We start from the raw sequence: 23,046 nt of genomic DNA, 5'->3' as shown, positions 1-23,046 counted from the left end.
GGCTGACGCATCAATTAAACTTCATAAAACTGTTGGAGACAATGATGTTCGATCAATTCAAGGACGTATCGGCTACTGTCGATGGCGTCAAAATCAAGGCAATCACCGGCGGCGCCGGCCCGGCATTGCTTCTGCTGCACGGCCATCCACAGACGCACGCGATCTGGCACAAGGTTGCGCCCGCGCTGGCACAGCACTTCACGCTGGTGGCCGCAGATCTTCGCGGTTATGGCGACAGCGATAAACCCCAGGGTCTGCCCGATCACAGCAACTACTCGAAGCGCCGCCTTGCGCAAGATCAGGTCGGCTTGATGCGCTCGCTCGGTCATGAAACCTTTGCGGTGCTGGGTCACGACCGCGGCGGCCGTGTTGCGGTGCGCATGGCGCTGGATCACCCTGACGTGGTCACAAGGCTCATCACGCTCGACGTTGCGCCAACTCTGGCGATGTACGAAAAGACCTCGTTCGAATTCGCGCGCGCCTACTGGCACTGGTTCTTCCTCGTGCGTCCAGCGCCGTTCCCCGAAACGCTGATCAACGCCGACGCCGACCTTTACCTCAAGCAGACCATTGGCGCACGGAGCGCGGGCCTGAAGCCATTCACGCCCGAGGCCTACGCCGAATATCTGCGATGCCTGCAGATTCCCGGCACGGCGCATGGCATCTGCGAGGACTATCGGGCGAGCGTGACGATCGACCTCGAGCACGACCGCGAGTCGCTCGCGAATGGCCAGAAAATCGTGTGCGGATTCCTGGCGCTTTGGGGTGCGGAAGGCGTGATTGAAAAGTGCTTCGATCCCATCGCCGAGTGGAACGCGTTCTCCGACAAGGTCACCGGCCACGCGCTGCCCTGCGGCCATTACATCCCCGAGGAAGCGCCCGAGTTGCTGATCGAATGTGCGTTGCCGTTTCTAAAAGAGTAGAGCCATGCCGACCCCCACCACCTTCTATAAAAAGCTCGTCGATACGCACACGGTTTCGCATATCGACGACCAGAACGTCCTGCTGTACGTCGATCTGCATCTGATGAACGAGTACACGAGTCCGCAAGCGTTCAGCGGTCTCACGGAGAAGCACCGCCCCGTGCGCCGTCCGAAGCAGCAACTGGCGGTGGTGAGCCACATCATCCCGACGCACGCCGAATCGCCGCGCGTGATTCGCGATGCAGCGTCCCTGCTGCAAGCCGACAACCTCGCGCGCAACTGCGACAAAGCCGGCATTCGCCTGTTCGCCGCGAATGATCCGCTGCAGGGCATCGAGCACATCATCGCGCCGGAGCTGGGCCTGATCCGCCCGGGCATGGCCGTGCTGTGCGGCGACAGCCACACCACCACCTACGGCGCGCTTGGGGCGCTGGGGTTCGGTATCGGCACGTCGGAGGTCGAGCATGTTCTTGCCACGCAGACGCTTGTTTATCGCGTGGCGCAGACCATGCGCATCACGATCGACGGCGCGTTGCCATACGGCCCGTCGTCGAAGGACTTGATCATCTGGATCATCAGCCAGATCGGCGCTCAGGGCGCGCGGGGTTATGCGGTCGAATTCGCCGGCTCGACAATCGCCACGCTTTCGGCCGAAGCGCGCATGACCTTGTGCAACATGACCGTGGAAGCGGGCGCGCGAGCGGCATTGATCGCGCCCGATCAAACCACGTTCGACTACGTCCGTGCGCATGCAACATCGCTCGATGACACCGCGTGGCAAGCCGCGCTCGCCGACTGGACGCAGCTCAAGTCGGACGACGGCGCAAGCTTCGATGCCGAGCACCGCTTCAACGCAAGCGACATTGCGCCGTTCGTCACATGGGGCACGAGCCCCGACCAGGCGATGCGCGTGGACGCGCTCGTGCCCGACGCTGCTTCCCAGGCCACGCCGGAAGCCGCCGCGGCATTGCGCCGGGCGCTGGAGTACATCGGGCTCGAATCGAATCAGCCGATAGCCGGAACGCCGATTGACCGCGTGTTTATCGGTTCGTGCACGAATGGGCGGATCGAGGACTTGCGTATCGTTGCGGCGATCGTTCGCGGGCAAAAGGTCGCCCAGGGCGTGCGCGCGATGGTCGTGCCGGGCTCGGGCTCCGTGCGTCGTCAGGCCGAAGCGGAAGGCATCGCGGACACGTTGAAAAGCGCCGGTTTTGAATGGCGCGAGCCGGGTTGCTCCATGTGTCTCGCGATGAACGACGACTTTTTGCAAGCGGGCGAACGCTGTGCATCGACGACCAATCGCAATTTCGAAGGCCGGCAAGGACGCGGCGGCCTCACGCATCTGATGAGCCCCGCGATGGCCGCCGCCGCCGCACTGACCGGCAGGATCACCGATGTCCGCACGCTGGAGAAGTTCCATGTCTAAGTTGACCATGATCGAAAGCAGCGCTGCGCCGTTGCCCATCGAAAATCTGGACACTGACCAGATCATGCCGAAGCAATTCCTTCGGATCATCGACAAAGCCGGTTTGAGCGCAGGCCTTCTCTACGACCTTCGTTTCGACGAACACGGCGATCCGATCCAACCCTGCGTACTGAACCAGCCGCAGTACAAAGCCGCACGCATCCTGATTGGCGGATCGAATTTCGGTTGTGGATCGAGCCGCGAACACGCGGTATGGGGCCTTCAGCAAAATGGTTTCGATGCCGTCATTGCGCCGAGTTTTGCTGAGATCTTTTACTCGAACGCGATGAACAATCGCCTGCTTCTCGTGCAACTGGACCGTGAGGCGGTCGACGTCCTACTGCGTGAGTCCCTGAATGATCCGGAATCCGGGCTCAAGATCGATCTCGAAGCGCAGACCGTGACATCGGACACGAGCGGCAAGGTTTTCAGCTTCCCGCTGGGGGCGCGCCATAAACGCATGGTGATCGAAGGCATGGACACGATCGACCTGACGCTCACGCAACTCGCCGACATTCAGGCCTTCGAAAAGCGCCACTTCGAGCGCTATCCCTGGGCTGCCGTGATGTAGCCCGCGCGGCTTCGGCCGCATTCAAAACGACGCGACCCTGACTGCTTTTCGGCGTTTGCCAAAGGCGGCGGGGACGCGCTTTGCCTCAACCACGGAGGAGACATGAATTTCAAGCGCGCCAGGAAACCCTTCTACAAAGTGCTTTATGTCCAGGTGATCGCCGCGATCATTACGGGCATATTGCTCGGCCACTTCCTTCCCGCCGACGGCATCGCGATGAAACCGCTTGGCGACGCCTTCATCAAACTCGTGCGCATGATCATCAGTCCGGTGATCTTCTGTACGGTGGTGACGGGAATCGCGAGCATGCACGACATGCGCCAAGTCGGGCGTGTGGGCGGGAAGGCGCTGATCTACTTCGAGGTTGTATCGACGATTGCTCTCGCCATCGGCTTGCTCGCCGCGCATATCCTGCAGCCGGGCAAGGGCTTCAACGTCGATCCATCGACACTGGATGCAAGCTCGATCGCCGGATATGCGGCCAAGGCCGAGCACGGCGAAGGTCTGGCCGGTTTCCTGATGCACATCATTCCGGACACGTTCGTTGGCGCATTTACGCAGGGCGACATCCTGCCGGTGCTGCTGATCGCAATGCTGTTCGGCTCTGCGCTTGCCGTAATGGGCGAACCGGCGAAGCCGGTGATCGGGCTGATCGAGGCCTTGTCGAAGGCGTTCTTCAAGATCGTCCACGTGATCACGAGTCTTGCGCCCATCGGCGCATTCGGGGCGATGGCGTTCACCATCGGCCGGTACGGCATCGAATCCCTCCTGCCGATGATGAAACTCATCGGCACGTTCTATCTGACCGCGTTCCTGTTCGTGACGTGTGGACTTGGGCTGGTCGCGAAGCTGTGCGGATTCAGCCTGTTTCGCTTCCTGGCGTATATCAGGGACGAGTTGTTGATCGTGCTGGGGACATCGACATCAGAAGCTGCGTTGCCGCAACTGATGGAAAAGCTGGAACGGCTCGGATGTTCGCGCGGGATTGTCGGTCTGGTGGTGCCAACCGGTTATTCGTTCAATCTCGATGGCACCAACATCTACATGACGCTCGCCGTGCTGTTCCTCGCGCAGGCCACGAACACGCACATGACCGTCATGCAGGAAGTCACGCTGCTGGCGGTGACCATGCTGACATCGAAGGGATCGACGGGCGTGACCGGCGCCGGATTCATCACGCTGGCCGCGAGTCTTTCGGTGGTGCCGACCGTGCCGGTGACGGCGATGGTATTGATTCTCGGCATCGACCGGTTCATGTCGGAATGCCGGGCGCTCACGAATATTGTGGGCAACGGCGTGGCGACGATCGTGGTCGCTGCCTGGGAGAAGGAGCTGGATCGAGGGATGTTGCGCGCGCAGCTTGGAATGCCGCGGCTAGTTGGAGAACCCTCACCGGCGCCGATTCCTCGCGATACAGCCCGATAGCTGTACCGCGAGTTCAGCGGTAGATCAGCGTTACTTTGCTGCCGGGTCCGAATAATCCGGCAAGCCTTGCGACTTGCTGCTGCCGCCCGCGCCCGGCTGCGCCGGCGCGGTCGTAGCGCTCGCGCCTTCGGGCGGCACGGCAGTCGCGCCGCTTTCGTCGCCGTAGTCGGGCAACGTGGCGTTCGCTGCGCCCGTCAGCAGATACTGGCGGCGCTGCGTGTAGGCATCGCGCACGAACGCGTATTTATCCAGCGCCGCTTGCGACAGGATGTCGGTTGCGCCCAGCAAGTCGGCCCGTGCGCTCATGAAACGCACGCCGAACAGCGCGGCATTCGGCCCGGCGGCCAGATAGGTACCTGGATTGAGCGGATAACCCGCAATCCAGCTCGTGGAGTCACGCACCGAACTCGGTCCGAGCAGCGGCAACACCAGGTACGGACCGGACGGCACGCCGTAATGCCCGAGCGTCAAACCGAAGTCCTGGTTGTGCTTCGGCAAGCCAGCGAGCGTCGCCCAGTCGATCAAACCGCCAATACCGAAGGTCGAATTGAACGCAAAGCGCATCAAGTCTTCAGTCGCATCCGTGATCCGGAGTTGCAGCAGGTTGTTCGCGAAGTTGCCAATATCGCCGATATTCGAGAAGAAATTGCTGATGGCCGTGCGCAGCGGGCTCGGCGTGACCTTCACGTAACCCTCGGCGATCGGGCGTGCGACGTATTTGTCGGCGGCGTCGTTGAACTTGAAAATCTCGCGGTTCATCGGCTCGAGCGGATCGCCCGGTTTTCGGTCGGGACCGGTCGCGCAGCCCGCCAGCATCAATGCGGCGGCGAATGCCGCGCCGCCGGACAGGGCGCGCAGGTTGCGGGCGGCGCGTGGCGTGATTGCCATCGTCATGAGTCGTTTCCTTGGATCTTGCTGGTGATCGTACGAATTAAAGAGTGTCAGCGGCCTTCTTCTGCACCCGGGGTTTGCCCATTAGAACCGGCTGAAATACCACTGCGCCAATCAACGTCGTAAATAGCGCCAAAACCAGCAGGCGGCCCATGCTCGAGGTGCCCGGATGGTGTGAAAACCACAAACTGCCGAACGCCGTTGCCGTGGTCGCGGCGCTGAACATCACCGCGTGCGTGAGGCTGGAATGCAGCAAACCGGTCTGCCCGGAGCGCCACGCCATCACGAAGTAGATCTTGAACGCCACGCCGATACCCAGCATCAGCGGCAATGCAATGATGTTCGCGAAGTTCAGCGGCATGCCGAAGACAACGCACAATTCCAGCGTGACCACGGCGGAAACCAGCAAAGGTATCAAAGTTCTCAAAACGTCGCCCACTCGACGCAAGGTGATCCACAGCAAAACGGTGATCGCGATCAGCGACAACACCGCCGCCTGCTCGAACGCCTTGATGATCGTGTTGGCCGAATGCAGCACGGAAATCGGGCCGCCGATGGCGTTCGGCTCCGCCTTCTGCACGGCATTGGCGAAGCGGGCGAGCATCTGGTCGTCGTCGCGATTCTTGCCTTCCAGCGCTTTTGGCGATGCCTCCACGAGCGCGTGGCCGTCGGCGGCGAGCCAGCCTTCGGTCATGGACTTGGGCAGCGAATCCTGCGTGACCGGCGACGGCTGCAGCAGCGCACGCATCTGGCCGAGCGCGATGCGCAGTGGCTCCGACATCGCGTGTTCGGCGCGATCGCGCGTGGCGGCGTCGGCGGCGGCGAGCTTTTTCAGCGTCGCGGCAAGGCGGCGCGCTTCGTTTTCGCCGGGGCCGGGGTGTTCGTCGGCGGCGAGTTCCAGCGAGTTCGACAAGCGTTTGAGCGATGCCACCCGCACGGCGTCATTGGCCGGCTCGGCGGCGCGCTGGTTCAGCGCCGGCAGAAGCTGCGCTGCCGCGGCCGAGATCAGTTCGAGCTTTTTGGATTGATCCGTGGGAATCAGTGATGACAGCGTCGTCGCGCGCTCGACTTCCGGCAATTTGGCGAGCCTGGCGGCTATTTTGTCCGCTTCTTCAAGCGATGGCGCCAGCACTTTCACGTCGTTCACGGCCGCTTCGGGCGCATCCTTGAGCGAGATCAGCGTGGCCATCGACTCCGTTTTCGGGTCCTTCAGGTTCAGCGGATTGAAGTCGAAGCGCAGATGCGTCAGGAGCGGCAGCGCGCCGACCACGACGATCAGGGTGCCGATCAACACCGGCTTGCGATTGCGCGCGAGGAATTCGTCGACAGGCGCGAGCTTCGGAAAGCCGGGCGAACCCGCTTCGCCCGGCGGGCTGAACACCTTGATCAGCGCCGGCAACAGCGTCATGTTCGTGAAATACGCGACCAGCATGCCGACGCCCGCGATCTGCCCGAGTTCGGACACACCGCGATACGCCGTCGGCAGGAACGAGAAAAAGCTGGCGGCGGTCGCGGCGGCGGCGAGCGTCAGCGGCACGCCGACATGCCGCGCGGTGCTGACGAGCGCGACATCGAGCCGGTCGTCCTTGAAGCGTTCCTCGCGATACCGCACGCCGAACTGAATTCCAAAATCCACGCCGAGCCCGACGAACAGCACCATGAACGCGACCGAAATCAGGTTGAGCGCGTGGACCATCAGCAGGCCGAGCGCCGCCGTGATCGCGAGTCCGACGAACAACGTGATGAACACGGCGACAATCATCTTCCCCGAGCGCAACGCGAGCCAGAGGATCACCAGGACGACAATGAACGTCAGGATGCCGTTCAACACAGCGCCATCTTTCAGCGAAGCGAATTCTTCATCGGAAAGCGGTTGTTCGCCGGTGAGACGCACGACCGCCCCGTAATTCTCCGATAACTTCAGCGCGCTTGCGGTCGCGCGGATGGCGTTCGAACCGCTCGCGCCGGGCTCGAGCGCGTTGTAGTCGACCACTGGCTGGACCGTGACGAACGCGCGTGCGGGCTGGGTGGCCGAGGTATCGACGAGATTGCGCCAAGAGAACACGGCCGGCTGATTGGCGATGACTTTATCGAGCACGTCGGCGCTTTGTCCGAGCAGCTTCGACATCTGGCCGAGCGTCACCTGGCCGAGCTGCAGCGGGATATTCAGGCTGGTGTTGAGCGTGCCGGCCAGACCCGTCAGCGTGGGATCGTGGGCCAGCGCGTTGATCAGCGGACGCGCCTTGACGAGTTGCTGGGTGGTATCGGCGACTTTGTTGGTGGAGAGGTACAGCAGGCCGTTGTGCTCGAAGAAATCGCCGCCCGACGGTTGCGAGACGGCCGTGAACTGCTTCGTGTCCTTGGCTAACGCGGCGGCGAGCTCGTTGGCGGCGGCATCGGCGAATTCCGGCGCTTGCGCTTCGACCACCACGAGCACGGTGGAACCGCGCTCGGGGAAAGCTGCGTCGATGGCATGGCTGCGCGCCGCCCATTCGGGTTCCGTCTCGATGAGCTGGCTGATGTCGGTGCTGATCTTGAAGTGATGCAGCACGTAATAACCGCTGAAAACGGCGGCCAGCAGCGATAAAACGATAATCCACGCCGGCCGGCGGATGGACAAGGTGACAAGACGCGCAATGAGAGGCGTGAGCATGAAGACGGATGCCTCGAAGGGCTTTTTCGGTAATTCTTGTGGGACAAAGTGCGAAAGGCGCGTTTCAGGCGACTTTCGGCGACGGGTGAGTATACCGGTCGTAAGGAGCGGGCAGCGGGCAAGGGCGCCGTGCGAGTGATTTGCGCGCGTTTCCGAAAGATACAGTTAATGACAAAAGGCGGCGGCAGATTGTATTAACGTCCGGTTCCTGGAATAAAACGGAGGCACGATGGAACCGAAAAACGACGCGGCCGTTTCCTGCAAGCAGATCGAAACCACGCGGGAAGGCTGGGCTGAAGCGAGCAAGGACATTGCAGAAGCAGGCGACGATGCGCTTCTAGTTGACGAATTTGCCAATTCCAGCGATGCGGAGCTTTCCTGGTAGAGCCGCGGACTCAATCAGGTCTCGCTCCAAAGCCTCAACAAGTTGTGATAACACCCCACGAGCGTGCGCCGGGCGGCATCGTCGGCGTTTTCGGCGTTGAGCCTTTGAATCGCCGTATCCATATCGAATAGCAGGCTGCGCCGGGTGTCGTCGCGAATCAGGCTTTGCGCCCAGAAGAAACTCGCGACCCGCATTCCCCGCGTCACCGGCCGGACCTGATGCAAGCTCGTCGCCGGATAAACAATCGCATATCCCGCCGGCAACTTCACTTCCTGCACGCCATAGGTATCTTCGATAACCAGTTCCCCACCGTCGTATTCGTCGGGCGGCGTGAGAAACACGGTTATCGATACATCCGTGCGCACTCGCGTCCCATGCCCCGGCACGAGCCGGATGGCGCCATCGACATGACTGCCGAAGTGCATCCCGCCCTCGTACCGGTTAAATAGCGGCGGATACACCTTGTTCGGCAGCACCGCGCTGATAAACAGCGGATGCCGCTCGAGCGACGCGATGATCGCGTCGCCCAGTTCGAACGCAATCGGCGCTTCCTGCGCGATCTGCTGGTTGCGCTTGACCGGCGCGCCCTGGTAGCCGGCCGTCGCGCGCCCGTCCACCCAGGCGTCCGATGCATCGAGCCGCTGGCGCATCGCGGCGGCGTCCTCGGGACTGAGGACGTTGGGTATGGAAAGAATCATGATTTTTATACAGCGCCGCCGCGCCTGACCAATAAGTTCAATAGAACCGGTAGTTTAGCGTTGCCAGGAACGTGCGGCCGTAACCCGGCACTGCGCGGCCGCCGTCCGACGGAATCAGCGCATCGTAGTAATGCTTGTTGGTCAGGTTCTGCACGTTCAACTGGATGTCATAACGCTTCTGGTGATACGCGGCCATCGCGTCCCAGCGCGTGTACGCCGGCACCTGCACGAAGTTCGTGCTGGCCGCATACCGTGACGACGTGTACACCGGCCCGCCGCCAAACGTCCATTGCGGCGTGAGGTCGTAAGTCGTCCAGATGGTGATCATGTTGCGCGGCGTGTTGGCGAGCGTCTTGCCGTTCGTGTTGTCCAGCGCCTTCACGACCTCGCCGTCCATGTACGTGTAGCCGCCGAAGACCTGCCATTTGTTCGTGATGTGACCGGCCACGCCAAGTTGATAACCGCGCACGCGCACGTCGCCGTCGAGTGTGTAGCTGCCGTCGGGCTGGGCCGTGCGGGCATTGGTTTTATCGATGTTGAAAAGCGACTGCGTCACCGACAAACCGCCGTTGAGCAAATCCCATTTCGAGCCGATTTCATACGATCGGTTCGATTCCGGCGGAATGTTCTGCTGGTTGTTGGTGAGCGTCAGCGCTTCGAGCGACGGGTTGAACGACGTGCCGTACGACACGTAGTACGACTGCCAGTCGGTCGGCTGGAAAATGATCCCGGCGCGCACGCTCGTAAAGAAGTTGGTCTGCGTGCCATACGATGGCGCATTGATCGTGTTCTTGATCGACGCCTCGTAACGGTCCCAGCGCACGCCGCCCACGACCTTCCAGTACTGGCCGATGGACACCGTATCGTTGGCATAAACGCCGATTCCGTTCGCGCTCGACTCCACCAGGTTGGTCGCGACTTCCTTCGTGTTGGCCGGACGCTCGGTGTATTGCGGGTTGAGCAGCGGCACGATCGCGATGGTGTTCGACGGCAAGCCCGGCGTGGTCGCGGTGAACGACTGGTTGCTGTAGGTCTCGTGGCTCAGGTCGACGCCCGCGATCACCTCATGCTTGAGGAAGCCGGTGTTGAACTTGTAGTCGATATCGGTCGTGTTGTAGACCGAGTGGTCGTTGATATTGCGGTCCTTGCCCTGCAATCTGACGAAAAGCGAAGACAGTGGCAGCGACGTGAAGTTGCCGTTTGCCAGCGCCGGCGATGTTCCGAGCGGCCCGGTCAGCACGGCCGCGGCATTTGTTGCGCGGGCTTCGGTGCTGTAGTGGCTGAACTGCGTCTGGTTGCGCAGCGTGAGGTCATCGCTGAAACGGTGTTTGAAACGCGCCGACACCGTCTGCACATCCTGCATCGTGCGGTCGCCTTCGAAGCCGTAGAACTGGCTTTTGCTGACCGGCGCCGGTGCGCCGTTGACCGGCGGAATGCCGTAATCCGGCTGGTCGCGGTTGTGCTGGATCAGAGCGGACAACGTGATTTCCGTCGGCGTGCCAATCCCGAAAGTCGCCGTGGGCGCGAAGCCGTAGTCCTTGCTTTTCATTACATCGCGCGTCGAGCCCAGATCCTGGCCGAACGCATTGAGGCGGATGGCCGACGTGCTGGAAAGCGGCTGGTTGATGTCGAAGGTGCCCCTGTAGCGATCGTCCGTGCCGACCATCGCGGACACGGATGCGTGCGCCTTGAGTCCGGCCTGCTTGCTCACCTGGTTGATCACGCCGCCTGTGGAACCGCGCCCGAAATAAAGCGATGACGGGCCGTACAGCACATCGATGGATTCGAGGTCGAACGTGTCCCGATAGTACTGGCCGCGATCGCGGAAGCTATCCAGATAAATATCCGTACGAGCCGAGAACCCGCGCAAGTTGATGTTGTTGCCGATCTGGCCGCCTTCTGCCGCGCCGATGGTCACGCCGGGCACGTTACGAAGGGCATCGGAGAAAGAGGTCGCGGCCTGGGATTGCAGCACGGACTTGGGGACGACCACGGCTGCCTGAGGAATATCGCGTAATGCGGTGGGCACCTTGGCGCCGACGCTCGATTTTTCCGGTTGGAAATCATTCGACGTATCCACTTGCCCGTTCACCTGGACCGGCGGCAACGTCGCGTTTTCTGCGGGCGCGGCCGCTTCGGGCTGCGCCGGGGCCGGCGTTTGAACCTGAGCGATCGGCGCGGTTTGCGCGTAGGCGTAAAGCGGTGCGGCAACGGGTACAGCCACGAAACTCATGATCGCGGCGGCAAGCGGTGTCTTCCTCAACATGGGCGTTCCCGATACTGGATGGTTAATGGCCGCGCATGACGCAAGCCGAAAAGGGGAGTCGCGATTACGCGCGACGCGTTTTTGACGGGTTTGGAGCAGACAAGCGCCGACCGGCCGGCACCTCGCTTGAGCGATAGATGCAACCTAAGTTGTCGATTGTGTAAATGCGAATCGATATCATTACACAAGTAACAAAGGTTTTCAATTGAATAAAATGAACTTAACGAATGGCAGACGCACAAAGGCCCGCGCTGATAAAAGCGCGGCTCTGGCTGAGGGATTCCGAGTAAAACGAGGGATTGGGCGTTAAATCTGCCGGCTCTGACGGCAGGGCGTCATTTTTTCGATGAAGACGTCTGGTCATATAGCCGCAAGGCAGCGGCCATATCGCGCTGCAATTGTTCGAGTGCGGCGGCATTCGGATTAGGCGGCTGAAGGCCTTGCCATAAGAGCTGCGCGAGGCGGTTCGAGGTCTCTTCTATATCGACCGTCTTCTTGCTGATCGCGTCCCAGAGGACGTGTTCCATCGGACCGTAGATGCTCGATCGCAACAGGCTGAGCGGCATGTCGCCGCGAATATCGCCTGCAGCGACGCCATCCGCCAGCACCTGCATGAGCGGCGCAGTGTAACGGCGCTGGAGTTGCAGGATTTCACTGCCGAACGTGTCGTCTTTCGCGCGTCCCTCCGAGAGAATCAGCGCGCAGAGCCCCGGCCCGTCGATCATCAGCCGGTACAAATGCGTGCGGATCAGGAAGAACAGCTTTGCGCGCGTGCCCGTGACATGCGGCAACGTGGCTTCTATCTCCGCGATGATCTCGTCGTACCAGTCGCAGATCACGCGCACGCACAGATCGCGTTTGCCCGCGAAATACGTGAAGACCGTCGCCTCCGATACCCCCAGCCGCCGCGCCATTTCGATCGTCGTGGCCGACGAATACCCGCGCTCCGAGAACACTTCCCGCGCGACGGCGAGGATGTCCTTGATGCGTTGCTCGGACTTGACGCTCGATGGCGCGCGCCGGGCGGGGAGGGCTTTATGCTGGGTCATATCGATGCAAGATCTGGATGTATCTTGAGTCTAGCTCAAATTCTTATAGCCCTTGAAAGTCGATATTAAAGGTATCTACCAACTTGACGCGCGCTCAGGATTTGAGTTTTACTCAACCTCACTTCTTCCGGCGAACCCGACATGGAATCCACGCATCGATACCGCTCCGTCTTCCGCCCCGGCCTCTTCGCCAACAAGGTCGTCATGGTCACCGGCGGCGGCAGCGGACTCGGCCGATGTACGGCGCATGAACTGGTATCGCTGGGTGCATCGGTCGTGCTGGTTGGACGAACGCTCGCAAAACTCGAAGCCGTTCGCGACGAGCTCGCGGCGGACTATCCGGAAAGCCCGGGACGCGTTGGCTGCCACCCCTGCGACATCCGCGACGAAACCAGCGTCAAGCAAGTCGTCGCGGCCGTGCTTGCCGAGTTCAAGCAGCTCGACGGCCTTTTCAATTGCGCGGGCGGCCAGTTCCCCGCACCGCTCGAGAAGATTTCGCTGAACGGCTGGGACGCCGTCGTGCGCAACAACCTGCACGGCACCTTCCTGATGTCGCGCGAATGCTTTACGCAACACATGCGCGATCACGGCGGCGCGATCGTCAACATGCTCGCGGACATCTGGGGCGGCATGCCCGGCATGGGACATTCCGGCGCGGCGCGTGCGGGCGTGTGGAATTTCACCGAAACTGCTGCGTGCGAATGGGGTTACGCCGGCGTTCGCGTGAATGCGGTGGCGCCGGGATGGATTGCATCGGCGGGAATGGACAGCTACGACGAGCGGTATCGTGCATTGCTGCGCGAACTCAAGCACAAGGTGCCACTGCAGCGATTTGGTACGGAATCCGAACTGGCTGCGGCGGCGGTATTTTTATTGTCGGAGGCGTCGGCTTTCATCAGCGGGTCGGTGATTCGCGTCGATGGCGGCGTGCCCAACGCGCGCCATTCGTGGCCATTGGCGGCGTCTGAGCGTACGCTTGCGTTCAACGGTTTTTCGCGATACCAGCCGCCTTCGGGCTTGCAACAAGCCGACGAGTAAAACTCAAAATCAAGGAAGAAACGATGCTTCCCGCAGCCGATTCATACGACGCCCTGAACGCGGCGTTCGAGTGGCAGGTGCCCGCGCAATACAACATCGGCGTGGACGTCTGCGATAAATGGGCCGATGGCGCGGGCCGTCTTGCGCTCATCTACGAAACCCGTGAAGGCGAGCAAACGCGTTTCACCTTCGACGAACTCAAGACACTGTCCAATCAATTCGCCAATGCGTTGATGCGCGCCGGGTTGAAGCGTGGCGATCGCGTCGGGATCTTCCTGCCGCAATCGCCGGAGACGGCTATCGCGCATCTGGCGATCTACAAGGCGGGTTGCATCGCGGTGCCGTTGTTCGCGCTTTTCGGCGTGGATGCAATCCAGTATCGGCTCGCCGATAGCGGCGCCGCCGCGCTCATCACCGATCACGCGGGCTTCCAGAAACTCGAGCAGATCCGCGATACGCTGCCGGAGCTCAAAGCGGCGTATTACGTAGGAGGCGAGCACGACGAAAGTGCGCCGGAATACGCTCATATGTTCTGGGATACCCTGCGGGCGGAAACGGAAGCGTTCACGCCAGTCGATACTTCCTCCGATGACCCCGCCGCCATCATCTACACGTCCGGCACGACGGGAAAACCCAAGGGCGCATTGCTTGCGCATCGGGTGTTGCTCGGGCATTTGCCGGGCGTCGAGATGTCGCAAGGCCTTTTCCCGGCGAACGCGAAACTGATGTGGACGCCTGCGGACTGGGCGTGGATCGGCGGATTGTTCGATGTTTTGCTGCCGGCGTGGCATCACGGCGTTGCGGTTTTGGCGCGGCGTTTCGAAAAGTTCGATGGCCCCGCCGCCTTCGACCTGATGGCCCGCCACGGCGTCACGCATACGTTCCTGCCGCCGACCGCGCTCAAGATGATGCGCTCGGTCGCTCGTCCCGAGCAGTGGAAGCTTTCCCTGCGCGCGGTGGCGAGTGGCGGCGAATCGCTTGGGGAGGAGCTGATTGCGTGGGGCCGGGCGGCGCTCGGCGTGACCATCAACGAGTTCTACGGGCAGACGGAATGCAACGTGGTGGTGTCGTCGTGCTCGACGTTGTTCGAGCCACGGCCGGGCGCTATCGGACGCAGTGCGCCCGGACATCGCGTGACGATCGTCGACGATAACGGCACGGAACTCGCGCCCGGCACGCCTGGCAATATCGCGATCAAGTCGCCCGATCCGGTCATGTTCCTGCGCTACTGGAACAACGAGCCGGCCACGCGCGATAAATTCCGCGGCCCGTTCCTGTTGACCGGCGATCTCGGTCTTTGCGATGCCGATGGTTTCATCCGCTTCGTCGGGCGCAATGACGACGTGATCACGAGCGCGGGATATCGGATCGGGCCGGCGCCTATCGAAGATTGTCTGTTGCGGCATCCGGCGGTGAGCATGGCGGCGGTCATCGGCGCGCCGGATGCCGCGCGCACGGAAATCGTGATGGCGTTCATTGTGCTGAACGGAGGTTTTATCGCTGACGAAACCCTCGTGCGCGAACTTCAGCAACATGTGAGGACGCGGCTCGCGGCGCACGAATATCCGCGCGAGATTCGTTTCGTCGATGCCTTGCCGATGACGCCAACCGGCAAAGTCATGCGCAAGGAATTGCGTTCTCAGTTGCCGTTGGGGACATAGCGCGGCGACGTGGCTTGGCCTTCAGCACAGTTTCCTCGTGAGCCGTAATATGAAGCACAAGGAGGCGCTGCCATGAAACTTTCCCTGCTAGCACCCGTTTTCGCCGCGGCCGTGGCGAGCCAGCTCGGGTTCGCCGCAAGCTCTGTTTCCATCGATCAACACACGTGGCACGATCGTCTGCTCGTGATTTTCGCCGCCGATCCGCAATCGGCGCAGCTTGCCGCCCAGCGCGCGGCCATCGAGGAAACCGGCTCGGGATTCAAGGAGCGCGATCTGGCGCTGATCGAGGTGATCGGCGACTCGGTCAAAGGCGCGAGCGAAAACGCAAACGCGCTTCGACAGCGGTTCAGCGTAAAGCAGCACAGCTTTCGTGCGTTGCTGGTCGGCAAGGACGGCGGCGTGAAGATCGATTCGCCGAAGCCGATTTCGGCGAGCGAGTTGACATCGACTATCGACGCCATGCCGATGCGCCGCCAAGAAGCGGGCTCGAAACTTCCATGAACTGTCACCCGGGACGCCGGTCGATATACTGACGATGCATCGAGTCCGGACTGATGCAACGATCGCCACGCAGGTGACGTTTGCTTTCGGCCGGACACTGCCCTCCAATCTCGAACTATCGGTCGTATGAAACGTTATTTGCCCGCTCGTATTGCCCTTGTCGCCCTGGCTTTTTCGGCGGCGCTTTTCTCCAGCGCGTCGTTCGCGCAAACAAGTCCTGACGCGGTGGTGAAAAGCGCCGTGGAAGGGACAGTCAACGCGATGAAGGCTGACCCGCAAGCTCGCGGCGGCGATATGGCCAAGATCACGCAACTGGTCCAGACGCGTTTCGTGCCCGCCACCGACTTCCAGCGCACCACGCGGATTGCGGTCGGCAAGGCGTGGACCACGGCGACGCCTGAACAGCAAAAGCAGCTTTATGAACAATTCCAGACGCTGCTGGTACGCACGTACACGTCGTCGCTTTCGCAACTGCGGGATGAAGACGTCAAGTTCAAGTTCGATGCCCCCACGCTCGACGCCGGCGCCAAAGACGCTGTTGTTCAATCGCATGTGTATTCGACGGGTGGAGATAATCCGGTGCGGTATCGGCTGGAAAAGACGCCCGATGGCTGGAAGATCTACGACATCGACATGATGGGCGCGTGGCTGATCCAGGTGTATCAGACGCAGTTTGCCGGCCAGTTGCAAAAGGGCGGCGTGGATGGCTTGATCAAGTTCCTGACCACGCACAACGCGCGCACGGCGGAATAAGGTCGATCGAAGTGGATTAGAAAAACGCAGCCCGCTTTCGCGGGCTGCGTTTTTTATGAGGACCGATATTGGTTCGACGTGACGGAACGTGAATGCGAGGCCACACCGATATGTCGACGCCATTGAAATCTGCAGCAAAAACGAAAGCTGAACCAGTCGGTGCGCCCGATGCCATTGTATTTAAAAAAGCGCGTGTCTCGAAGACATTGGTAAAGACCCGCTCAACCAGTTGCGTGGATCGCTATTGCGTTACGAAACCCCAATGAGCGCTGTCGGAGAAGATGACTGGAACGCAAAGTGACTCCCCCCGCGAAACTTTATGCGCAGCAAGTTCCGGCTGTTGCTATCAGCACTCTGACACAAGCACCATCGCGGCCGAGGAAACGTTCTTCGCCGACTTCATCGCCTTCTCCCTCACTGCGATCATGTCTTCGGTCGCGCTTGAATACCGGAACGAAGCCGGCAGCAGCCGATAATCCGCCGCCACTTGCGCCGCCTTCGTCTCGCTGAAACCTGATTTGCGCAGTGTCTTCGCGAGCAGCAGATAGTCGTCGAGGTCGGCCTTGCCGAGGTTGATCATTACGTTGAAGTCGGCCATAGCGTCCTGCTTGGTTTGCCTGAAAACAAGCGATGCTACACGGGCTTGCCTGAAGCGCGTCTTGAAAACAAGAACGGGTGGAAAAACGCCGCTTAACGCAACGTCTTCCACCCGTTCGCTTCCATGCGATCTGCCGCAGGAATCAAGCGCGCTTGAAAACTCAGGCCGCAGCCGTCGTTGTCTGCTTGCCGCCCTTGTTGGTCTTGGCGCGGCCGATTTCTTCCAGCTTGATCTCGACATGCTTCGAGAACACGAATTCCGCCGGGCGCTGATTGTCGACCGGCAGGTCTTTCGCGTACGCGCCTTCGGTACGCGGACCGCGCAACGCAACGCGCGCCGCCTTCAGCGGATGCGCAACCGTGTCCATCACGGCAGTCGCTTCAAAGCCGCAATGCACCATGCAGTCAGCGCATTTCTCGTACTTGCCCGTGCCGTATTTGTCCCACTCGGTCGTTTCCATCAATTCCTTGAAGGTTTTTACATAACCTTCGCCGAGCAGATAGCACGGACGCTGCCACCCGAACACGGTGCGCGCCGGGTTGCCCCAGGGCGTGCATTCGTACGTCTGATTGCCGGCCAGGAAGTCGAGGAACATGCTCGACTGGCTGAACGACCAGCGTTTGCCGTTATCGCCGCGCTTGAAGATATCGCGGAAAAGCGTCTTCGTTTTTTCGCGATTCAGGAAGTGCTGCTGATCCGGTGCGCGTTCGTACGCGTAACCCGGCGACACCGTGATGCCGTCCACGCCCATCGGTCCGAGCGTATCGAAGAAGTTCGCCACGCGTTCCGGATCGGCGTCGTTGAACAACGTGCAGTTGATGTTCACGCGAAAACCGCGGCGCTTCGCTTCCTTGATGGCCGCAACGGCTTTTTCATACACGCCGTCTTGCGAGACCGAATGGTCATGCGCCTGCTTGTCGCCGTCGAGATGAACCGACCAGACGAAGTACGGATTCGGCTCGTAGTCGTCCATTTTCTTTTCCATCAGCAACGCGTTCGTGCACAGGTACACGAACTTCTTGCGCGCGATGATGCCCTTCACGATCTGCGGCATTTCCTTGTGCAGCAGCGGTTCGCCGCCAGCAATGGAAACAACCGGCGCACCGCATTCGTCGACGGCCGCAAGGCAGTCCGCCATGGAAATGCGCTGGTTCAGGATGGGATCCGGATAGTCGATCTTGCCGCAGCCATTACACGCCAGGTTGCAGCGAAACAGCGGCTCGAGCATCAACGCGAGGGGATAACGCTTGTTGCGCATGAAATGCTGGCGCGCGATGTATGCGCCAACCCGGACTTTTTGCAGCATCGGAATAGACAATTGCGTGTGCTCCTTAATCTTCGCGAAGGGCGCCGGCGGAAGCCGTCGCCGCGGCAAGCGGTTTTGTCAGCTTCGCGGGGAGTTTGAATTCAACTTTTTCTTCGCGGCCGGACATTGTCGTCACTTCGACAGGGCCCAGCGCGCGCAGTGCATCAATTACGTGTTTGACCATTTCTTCCGGCGCCGACGCGCCAGCCGTGATGCCCACAGCCTGCGCACCCGCAAACCATTCAGGCTTCACTTCCGAACCGTCCGCCACCAGGTAGCTCGGCACGCCGGTTTCGGCGCCGATCTCGCACAGGCGGTTCGAGTTCGAACTGTTTGTCGCGCCAACCACGAGCAGCACGTCCACTTGCGTGCTGAGCTCGCGGACCGCGGCCTGACGGTTTTGCGTGGCATAACAGATATCACGCGTATCCGGCCCGACAATATCGCTAAAACGCCGGTGCAGTGCGTCGATAATGCCGCGCGTATCGTCCACGGACAAGGTGGTTTGCGTGACATACGCAACCGGTTCGTCCAGCGGCAGCGACAGTGTTGCAACTTCGGCCTCGCTCTGCACCAGTACCACGGTGCCGGGAATCTGGCCGATCGTGCCTTCGACTTCCGGATGCCCGGCGTGGCCGATCAGGATCAGCGTGCGGCCCTGCGCGACGTATTGCCGCCCTTGCACGTGAACCTTGGTGACGAGCGGGCAGGTTGCATCGAGTACATCCAGTCCGCGCGCCAGCGCGTCAGCTTCTACAGTTTGCGCGACGCCGTGTGCGCTGAAAATGGCGACGGCGCCGTGCGGGACTTCGTCGAGTTCCTCGACGAAACGCGCGCCCTTGCTTCGCAGATTGTCGACAACATGCCGATTGTGAACGATCTCATGGCGCACATAGACGGGCGCGCCATGTCGTTCCAGAGCACGATCGACAATCTCGATCGCGCGGACCACGCCCGCACAAAAGCCGCGAGGTTGAGCAAGGATAATACGCATATTCGGGCGAACTCCGACTGACGCGGGTTTCGAATGGAACCGGCTATAAGCTTCGATCAAATCCGGTCAATTTATTGTAAGCAAAATTAAAGCTTCGCCGAAAAGCTTCGCGAAACAAATGCCTGAAAACAGATCATTCGTTTCAACTTTAAGGCCGAACTTGACCGCGTATTCTAACGCGTTCGCTTTTTGGATGCTTGTTACGGGGTCGTTCCACTTCATGTAGCAGGGTCGAATTATTTCCTGGGCGGCGATGCCGTAAGCTCGTGCTCGGCATGTCTTCATGGACAGGGCGAATGCTGCCAGCGCGCGAATGCCGCTCAATCACGCTTCGATCGCGGCAAATTCAGCGTGAAAGGGCCATATGGTGCGGTGCGAGGGCGTTGGAGCGGTGTCCGTTCCGACCTGACTATTACGGCTAGCCGCGTATCCGCGCACGTAAGTGGCCGAATTTCATTCGCACTTTTGACTTTCGACGTCTGGTTTATCGGCTGTTGGTCGTTGCGCTTAGCCAACAAAATTGACACTCTCGGCCACGTCGGACAGCACGCGGTTCGCTTCGTTGGCGGATATAACCGACGTGCGTGCCTCGAAATGCTACCTCGGCCGAATGGCATATCGACACGAAGCGCTGCCACGATACATGCTCGACACTCGGCGTCGGCAATCTGGCGACACCTCCCGCCGTGCCCTGTCGGCGAGCCTTTCGTCCTGCCTACGCCAGCGTTTGGGCGTAAAGTTGCGCTCCGCCAAGCGTTCCGCCGAAACCCCGGCGGTATTGCGTTTGTTTAACTAGCAACGAAACTGTAGAACCGAACTGACGATGCTCCTGATTGCCTGGTTGTCCCTTCTCATCTGGATTGTCCTGCTGTTCGCCCGCGGCGGGTTCTGGCGTGCGCAAGCTGTCGAGCGACTCAGCGAAAGCACCGTTCACGCGGTCGGACAGGCCGAAATTGCACGGCGCGGCGCCTGGCCCGCGGTGGTCGCGGTCGTCCCGGCGCGCAACGAAGTCGATGTCATCGGCCGCGCGGTCGCGTCTTTGCTCGCGCAGGATTACGCAGGATCGTTTCATCTGATCGTTGTCGATGACCACAGCACCGACGGCACCGCCGACGCCGCGCAAGCCGCCGCCCGCGACCTGGGGCTTGAAGACCGCCTGACGGTGCTGACGGCCGCACCTTTGCCGGCGGGCTGGTCGGGCAAGGTGTGGGCACAGTCGCAGGGAATCGGGGCGATCGACAAGCTCGGATTGCCGGCCGATTACCTGCTCCTGACCGATGCCGATATCCAGCATCCCGTCAACGCAGCGTCGCAGCTCGTCGCACGGGCGATTCTGGAGGATCGCGATCTTGTCTCGCTGATGGTGCGTCTGCGCTGCGATTCGACGTGGGAAAAAGCGTTGATCCCGGCGTTCGTATTTTTCTTCGCGAAGCTGTATCCGTTCTCATGGGTCAACGACGTGCAAAGCCGCACGGCGGGCGCGGCGGGCGGCTGCATGATGGTCCGGCGTGCGGCGCTGGTGGAGGCGGGGGGTATCGAATCGATACGCGGTGAGCTTATCGATGACTGCAGCCTGGCTTCGCGCATCAAGTTTCGCAATGGCGTGAATGCGGCGCGTCCAATCCGTCTGGATCTCGCTGCCGACAGCGAGTCGCTGCGTCCCTATGACGACTGGCGCGAAGTCTGGAACATGATCGCGCGCACGGCCTTCACGCAACTTCGCTATTCCTCGCTGTTGCTGGCGGGCACGCTGATCGGCATGTGTGTGATCTATCTCGCGCCGCCGGTCATTGCGCTATCCATGGGCGCGAAGGGATGGCCGGCGTGGCTTGCATGGATCGCAATGTGCTGCGCCTACGCGCCAATGCTGCGGTATTACCGCCGCTCGATTTTCTGGGCGCCGCTGCTGCCGCTCGTCGCGCTGTTCTATGTCAGCGCAACGGTGGGATCGGCAGTGCGATTCTGGAGCGGAAAAGGCGGCCAGTGGAAGGCGCGGGTTCAGGCGCCGTGATGCATTGATTTGCGCGGGCACGGTTGCTGAAAACCACGGCCTGCTTCCATCACCGTTGCGTCAGCATTGCGTACAGCTCGATCACCATATCCGGTGAAAACGAGAAGGGCACCCAGCCGTGGCCCGTGTGGCGCAACACCAGCAAGCGGTCACCATTCGGATAGCGCTGTGTCGCCATCACGGGGTTTTTCGTCGCGACATACCGCCAGCCGGGGGGCAAGCCGTTCGGCTGGTCGACGGTCATCGAGGCACGCGCGTTCGACAATTCCTCGATCAATTGCGACACGCCTTCGGGACTCAACGCCACGGTCTTTCCGCCGATTGTCATCTCGATCACGTCTTTCCCGGGACGCGAGACATTCAGCGTGGGTTTTTCATCGGCCGTGGGCGCCGGATCGGGCGCGGTGGTCGCAGCGACATCGGCTGCGGGTGAACTAGCTACAGGAGAATCAGCAGCGGGGGTGGAAGCAGCGGCCAGAATCAGCTCATCGAGGCTTGATTCCAGCGCGCCGAGCTGGTCGGTTAAGTTCATGCGGTGTATGCCTTTTCTTGCCTTGCATCGAACCTGCGATTTTAACTGCTGCGTACTCTGCGTCGTGCCACGTGTTGTAACAAAATGCGTGTTGGCGCGCGTTAAATACTGAGCGCGCCTGCAGGTCAGCGGTCCAGATAACCGTTTTCACGAAACCAGTCGAGCGCGTGACTCAGGCCTTCGCCATAGGGTCGCGCGCGGTAGCCAAGCTCGCGTTCCGCTTTTGCCGACGTGAAGTACATCTTGTTTTTCGACATCCGCAATCCATCGATCGTGACGAACGGCTCCTTGCCGCTGAACTTGGCGAAGAGTTCAGCGCCGGCCGCGAGCGGATACAGCGGGCCACGCGGCAACTTGATGGTCGGTGGCTTGCGGCCGGCCAGCCCGGCGATATCGGCGAGCATTTGTTGCAGCGACAAATTCTCGCCGCCCAGGATGTAGCGCTCGCCGATCACGCCGCGTTCGAGCGCGAGAAAATGCCCGTTCGCGACGTCGTCCACATGCACGAGGTTCAGGCCGGTATCGACGAAAGCGGGGATCTTGCCGGTCGCCGCCTCCACGATGATCCGCCCGGTCGGCGTCGGCTTCACGTCGCGCGGGCCGATCGGGGTGGACGGATTCACGATCACGGCCGGCAAGCCGTCGTTCGCGACCATGCGCTCGACGGCGCGCTCCGCCAGCACCTTGCTGCGCTTGTACGCACCGATGGTCTGATGGGCTTGCGCGGGTTTGGTTTCATCGGCGATATCACCCGACGGGTTCACCTTCAGCGTCGCGACGCTGCTCGTGTAGACAATCCGTTCGATGCCTTCGGCGAGCGCCGCACGCATGGTGGCTTCGGTGCCGTCGAGGTTCGCGCGCTCGATCTCGCTCGGGTCGCGCGCCCAGATCCGGTAGTCCGCCGCCACGTGCATCAGATACCGCACGCCTTTCATGGCGGCGCGCATGGACGCTTCATCGCGCATGTCGCCATACACGACTTCGGCATCGAGACCTTCCAGGTTCTGCCGGGAACTGGTCTTGCGTATGACAACGCGGACATCGAGGCCGCGTTCCCGCGCCAGTCGCGCAACCGCCGAGCCCACGAATCCGGACGCACCGGTAACCAGCACGCGCCCACTGCGACCATGTACAGCGTCAGTCATTTTTTCCTCTGATTGGTATTGAAAGGTAACAGTTGCCCGTCTTCCGAAGCGTCGTAATCGGCTGTAGGCCCATATGTGACAAGGGCTGGCGGGTCGTGCTATGGTCCGGTGCTGCCTGTTCGGCGCCTGACAAAATCTCAACAATATTCACTCGCCAATGCATATAGACAGCAGAAACCGC

Annotated in this window: 21 protein-coding genes; 10 read left to right on the top strand and 11 right to left on the bottom strand. The window is 61.0% G+C overall.

Annotated features, from left to right (window positions below; translation table 11 throughout):
- Nucleotides 1–44 precede the first annotated feature (44 nt).
- The 4 genes from AX768_RS29005 (at nucleotide 45) to AX768_RS28990 (ending at nucleotide 4,384) form a co-directional block, all read left to right on the top strand.
- The gene (locus tag AX768_RS29005; protein ID WP_062003753.1) at nucleotides 45–923 is read left to right on the top strand and encodes an alpha/beta fold hydrolase; all 879 of its coding nucleotides are present in this window, start codon (nucleotides 45–47) and stop codon (nucleotides 921–923) included.
- A 4-nt stretch (nucleotides 924–927) separates the two neighbouring features.
- Nucleotides 928–2,349 carry a 3-isopropylmalate dehydratase large subunit gene (gene leuC, locus AX768_RS29000; protein WP_062003471.1) on the top strand — a complete coding sequence of 474 codons (1,422 nt, stop codon included), beginning with the start codon at nucleotides 928–930 and terminating at the stop codon, nucleotides 2,347–2,349.
- On the top strand, nucleotides 2,342–2,959 hold the full coding sequence (gene leuD, locus AX768_RS28995) for a 3-isopropylmalate dehydratase small subunit (RefSeq protein ID WP_062003470.1): 618 nt from the start codon (nucleotides 2,342–2,344) through the stop codon (nucleotides 2,957–2,959). Before leuC ends, leuD begins: the two co-directional genes overlap by 8 nt.
- 102 nt (nucleotides 2,960–3,061) lie before the next feature.
- Complete coding sequence (locus AX768_RS28990) at nucleotides 3,062–4,384, top strand: dicarboxylate/amino acid:cation symporter (RefSeq protein WP_062003469.1); 1,323 nt, start codon at nucleotides 3,062–3,064, stop codon at nucleotides 4,382–4,384.
- A 30-nt stretch (nucleotides 4,385–4,414) separates the two neighbouring features.
- On the opposite strand, the gene AX768_RS28985 is transcribed toward AX768_RS28990, so the two are convergent.
- Together AX768_RS28985 and AX768_RS28980 are read right to left on the bottom strand one after the other, a co-directional pair.
- Nucleotides 4,415–5,272: an MlaA family lipoprotein gene (locus tag AX768_RS28985; RefSeq protein WP_086381289.1), complete on the bottom strand. Its 858-nt coding sequence runs from the start codon at nucleotides 5,270–5,272 to the stop codon at nucleotides 4,415–4,417.
- Nucleotides 5,273–5,315: 43 nt separating this feature from the next.
- Complete coding sequence (locus AX768_RS28980) at nucleotides 5,316–7,928, bottom strand: MMPL family transporter (protein ID WP_062003468.1); 2,613 nt, start codon at nucleotides 7,926–7,928, stop codon at nucleotides 5,316–5,318.
- Nucleotides 7,929–8,157: 229 nt separating this feature from the next.
- Here AX768_RS28980 and AX768_RS28975 point away from each other — a divergent pair, with 229 nt between their 5' ends.
- A complete protein-coding gene (locus AX768_RS28975; protein ID WP_231941579.1) occupies nucleotides 8,158–8,313 on the top strand; it encodes a hypothetical protein in 156 nt (51 codons plus the stop codon).
- 14 nt (nucleotides 8,314–8,327) lie between these two features.
- On the opposite strand, the gene AX768_RS28970 is transcribed toward AX768_RS28975, so the two are convergent.
- From AX768_RS28970 to AX768_RS28960, 3 genes are all read right to left on the bottom strand, one after another.
- Entirely contained in the window at nucleotides 8,328–9,011 is a 684-nt protein-coding gene (locus tag AX768_RS28970) for a Fe2+-dependent dioxygenase (protein ID WP_062003467.1), read from the bottom strand.
- A gap of 37 nt (nucleotides 9,012–9,048) precedes the next feature.
- Nucleotides 9,049–11,277, bottom strand: coding sequence for a TonB-dependent receptor (locus AX768_RS28965; RefSeq protein ID WP_062003466.1), 2,229 nt, complete (start codon nucleotides 11,275–11,277; stop codon nucleotides 9,049–9,051).
- Nucleotides 11,278–11,612: 335 nt separating this feature from the next.
- A complete protein-coding gene (locus AX768_RS28960; RefSeq protein ID WP_062003465.1) occupies nucleotides 11,613–12,326 on the bottom strand; it encodes a TetR/AcrR family transcriptional regulator in 714 nt (237 codons plus the stop codon).
- A gap of 141 nt (nucleotides 12,327–12,467) precedes the next feature.
- Between AX768_RS28960 and AX768_RS28955 the strand changes: the two genes are divergently transcribed.
- From AX768_RS28955 to AX768_RS28940, 4 genes are all read left to right on the top strand, one after another.
- Nucleotides 12,468–13,364 carry an SDR family oxidoreductase gene (locus AX768_RS28955; protein WP_062003464.1) on the top strand — a complete coding sequence of 299 codons (897 nt, stop codon included), beginning with the start codon at nucleotides 12,468–12,470 and terminating at the stop codon, nucleotides 13,362–13,364.
- A 23-nt stretch (nucleotides 13,365–13,387) separates the two neighbouring features.
- On the top strand, nucleotides 13,388–15,025 hold the full coding sequence (locus tag AX768_RS28950) for an acyl-CoA synthetase (protein ID WP_062003463.1): 1,638 nt from the start codon (nucleotides 13,388–13,390) through the stop codon (nucleotides 15,023–15,025).
- A 72-nt stretch (nucleotides 15,026–15,097) separates the two neighbouring features.
- Complete coding sequence (locus AX768_RS28945; protein WP_062003462.1) at nucleotides 15,098–15,526, top strand: DUF4174 domain-containing protein; 429 nt, start codon at nucleotides 15,098–15,100, stop codon at nucleotides 15,524–15,526.
- 126 nt (nucleotides 15,527–15,652) lie between these two features.
- Entirely contained in the window at nucleotides 15,653–16,279 is a 627-nt protein-coding gene (locus AX768_RS28940; protein ID WP_062003461.1) for an MlaC/ttg2D family ABC transporter substrate-binding protein, read from the top strand.
- Between the two features lie 346 nt (nucleotides 16,280–16,625).
- Here the strand turns inward: AX768_RS28940 and AX768_RS28935 are convergent, their stop codons facing one another.
- From AX768_RS28935 to AX768_RS33070, 4 genes are all read right to left on the bottom strand, one after another.
- On the bottom strand, nucleotides 16,626–16,877 hold the full coding sequence (locus tag AX768_RS28935; RefSeq protein ID WP_062003460.1) for a hypothetical protein: 252 nt from the start codon (nucleotides 16,875–16,877) through the stop codon (nucleotides 16,626–16,628).
- A 160-nt stretch (nucleotides 16,878–17,037) separates the two neighbouring features.
- Nucleotides 17,038–18,195: an adenosyl-hopene transferase HpnH gene (hpnH, locus tag AX768_RS28930; protein ID WP_062003752.1), complete on the bottom strand. Its 1,158-nt coding sequence runs from the start codon at nucleotides 18,193–18,195 to the stop codon at nucleotides 17,038–17,040.
- 13 nt (nucleotides 18,196–18,208) lie between these two features.
- Nucleotides 18,209–19,177 carry a 4-hydroxy-3-methylbut-2-enyl diphosphate reductase gene (gene ispH / locus AX768_RS28925; RefSeq protein ID WP_062003459.1) on the bottom strand — a complete coding sequence of 323 codons (969 nt, stop codon included), beginning with the start codon at nucleotides 19,175–19,177 and terminating at the stop codon, nucleotides 18,209–18,211.
- Between the two features lie 66 nt (nucleotides 19,178–19,243).
- Nucleotides 19,244–19,501: a hypothetical protein gene (locus tag AX768_RS33070; RefSeq protein ID WP_086381254.1), complete on the bottom strand. Its 258-nt coding sequence runs from the start codon at nucleotides 19,499–19,501 to the stop codon at nucleotides 19,244–19,246.
- A 499-nt stretch (nucleotides 19,502–20,000) separates the two neighbouring features.
- Here AX768_RS33070 and AX768_RS28920 point away from each other — a divergent pair, with 499 nt between their 5' ends.
- The gene (locus AX768_RS28920) at nucleotides 20,001–21,188 is read left to right on the top strand and encodes a glycosyltransferase (RefSeq protein ID WP_062003458.1); all 1,188 of its coding nucleotides are present in this window, start codon (nucleotides 20,001–20,003) and stop codon (nucleotides 21,186–21,188) included.
- A 49-nt stretch (nucleotides 21,189–21,237) separates the two neighbouring features.
- On the opposite strand, the gene AX768_RS28915 is transcribed toward AX768_RS28920, so the two are convergent.
- Together AX768_RS28915 and hpnA are read right to left on the bottom strand one after the other, a co-directional pair.
- Complete coding sequence (locus AX768_RS28915) at nucleotides 21,238–21,720, bottom strand: hypothetical protein (protein WP_062003457.1); 483 nt, start codon at nucleotides 21,718–21,720, stop codon at nucleotides 21,238–21,240.
- A 125-nt stretch (nucleotides 21,721–21,845) separates the two neighbouring features.
- Nucleotides 21,846–22,865 (bottom strand): hopanoid-associated sugar epimerase, encoded by a 1,020-nt coding sequence (hpnA, locus tag AX768_RS28910; protein WP_062003456.1) that lies wholly within the window; start codon nucleotides 22,863–22,865, stop codon nucleotides 21,846–21,848.
- Nucleotides 22,866–23,046 lie beyond the last annotated feature (181 nt).

This window comes from Burkholderia sp. PAMC 28687 (assembly GCF_001577465.1).
Lineage (GTDB): Bacteria > Pseudomonadota > Gammaproteobacteria > Burkholderiales > Burkholderiaceae > Caballeronia.
Note: the sequence above shows the minus strand (reverse complement) of the source record. Positions and strands in the feature narration are given on the sequence as shown.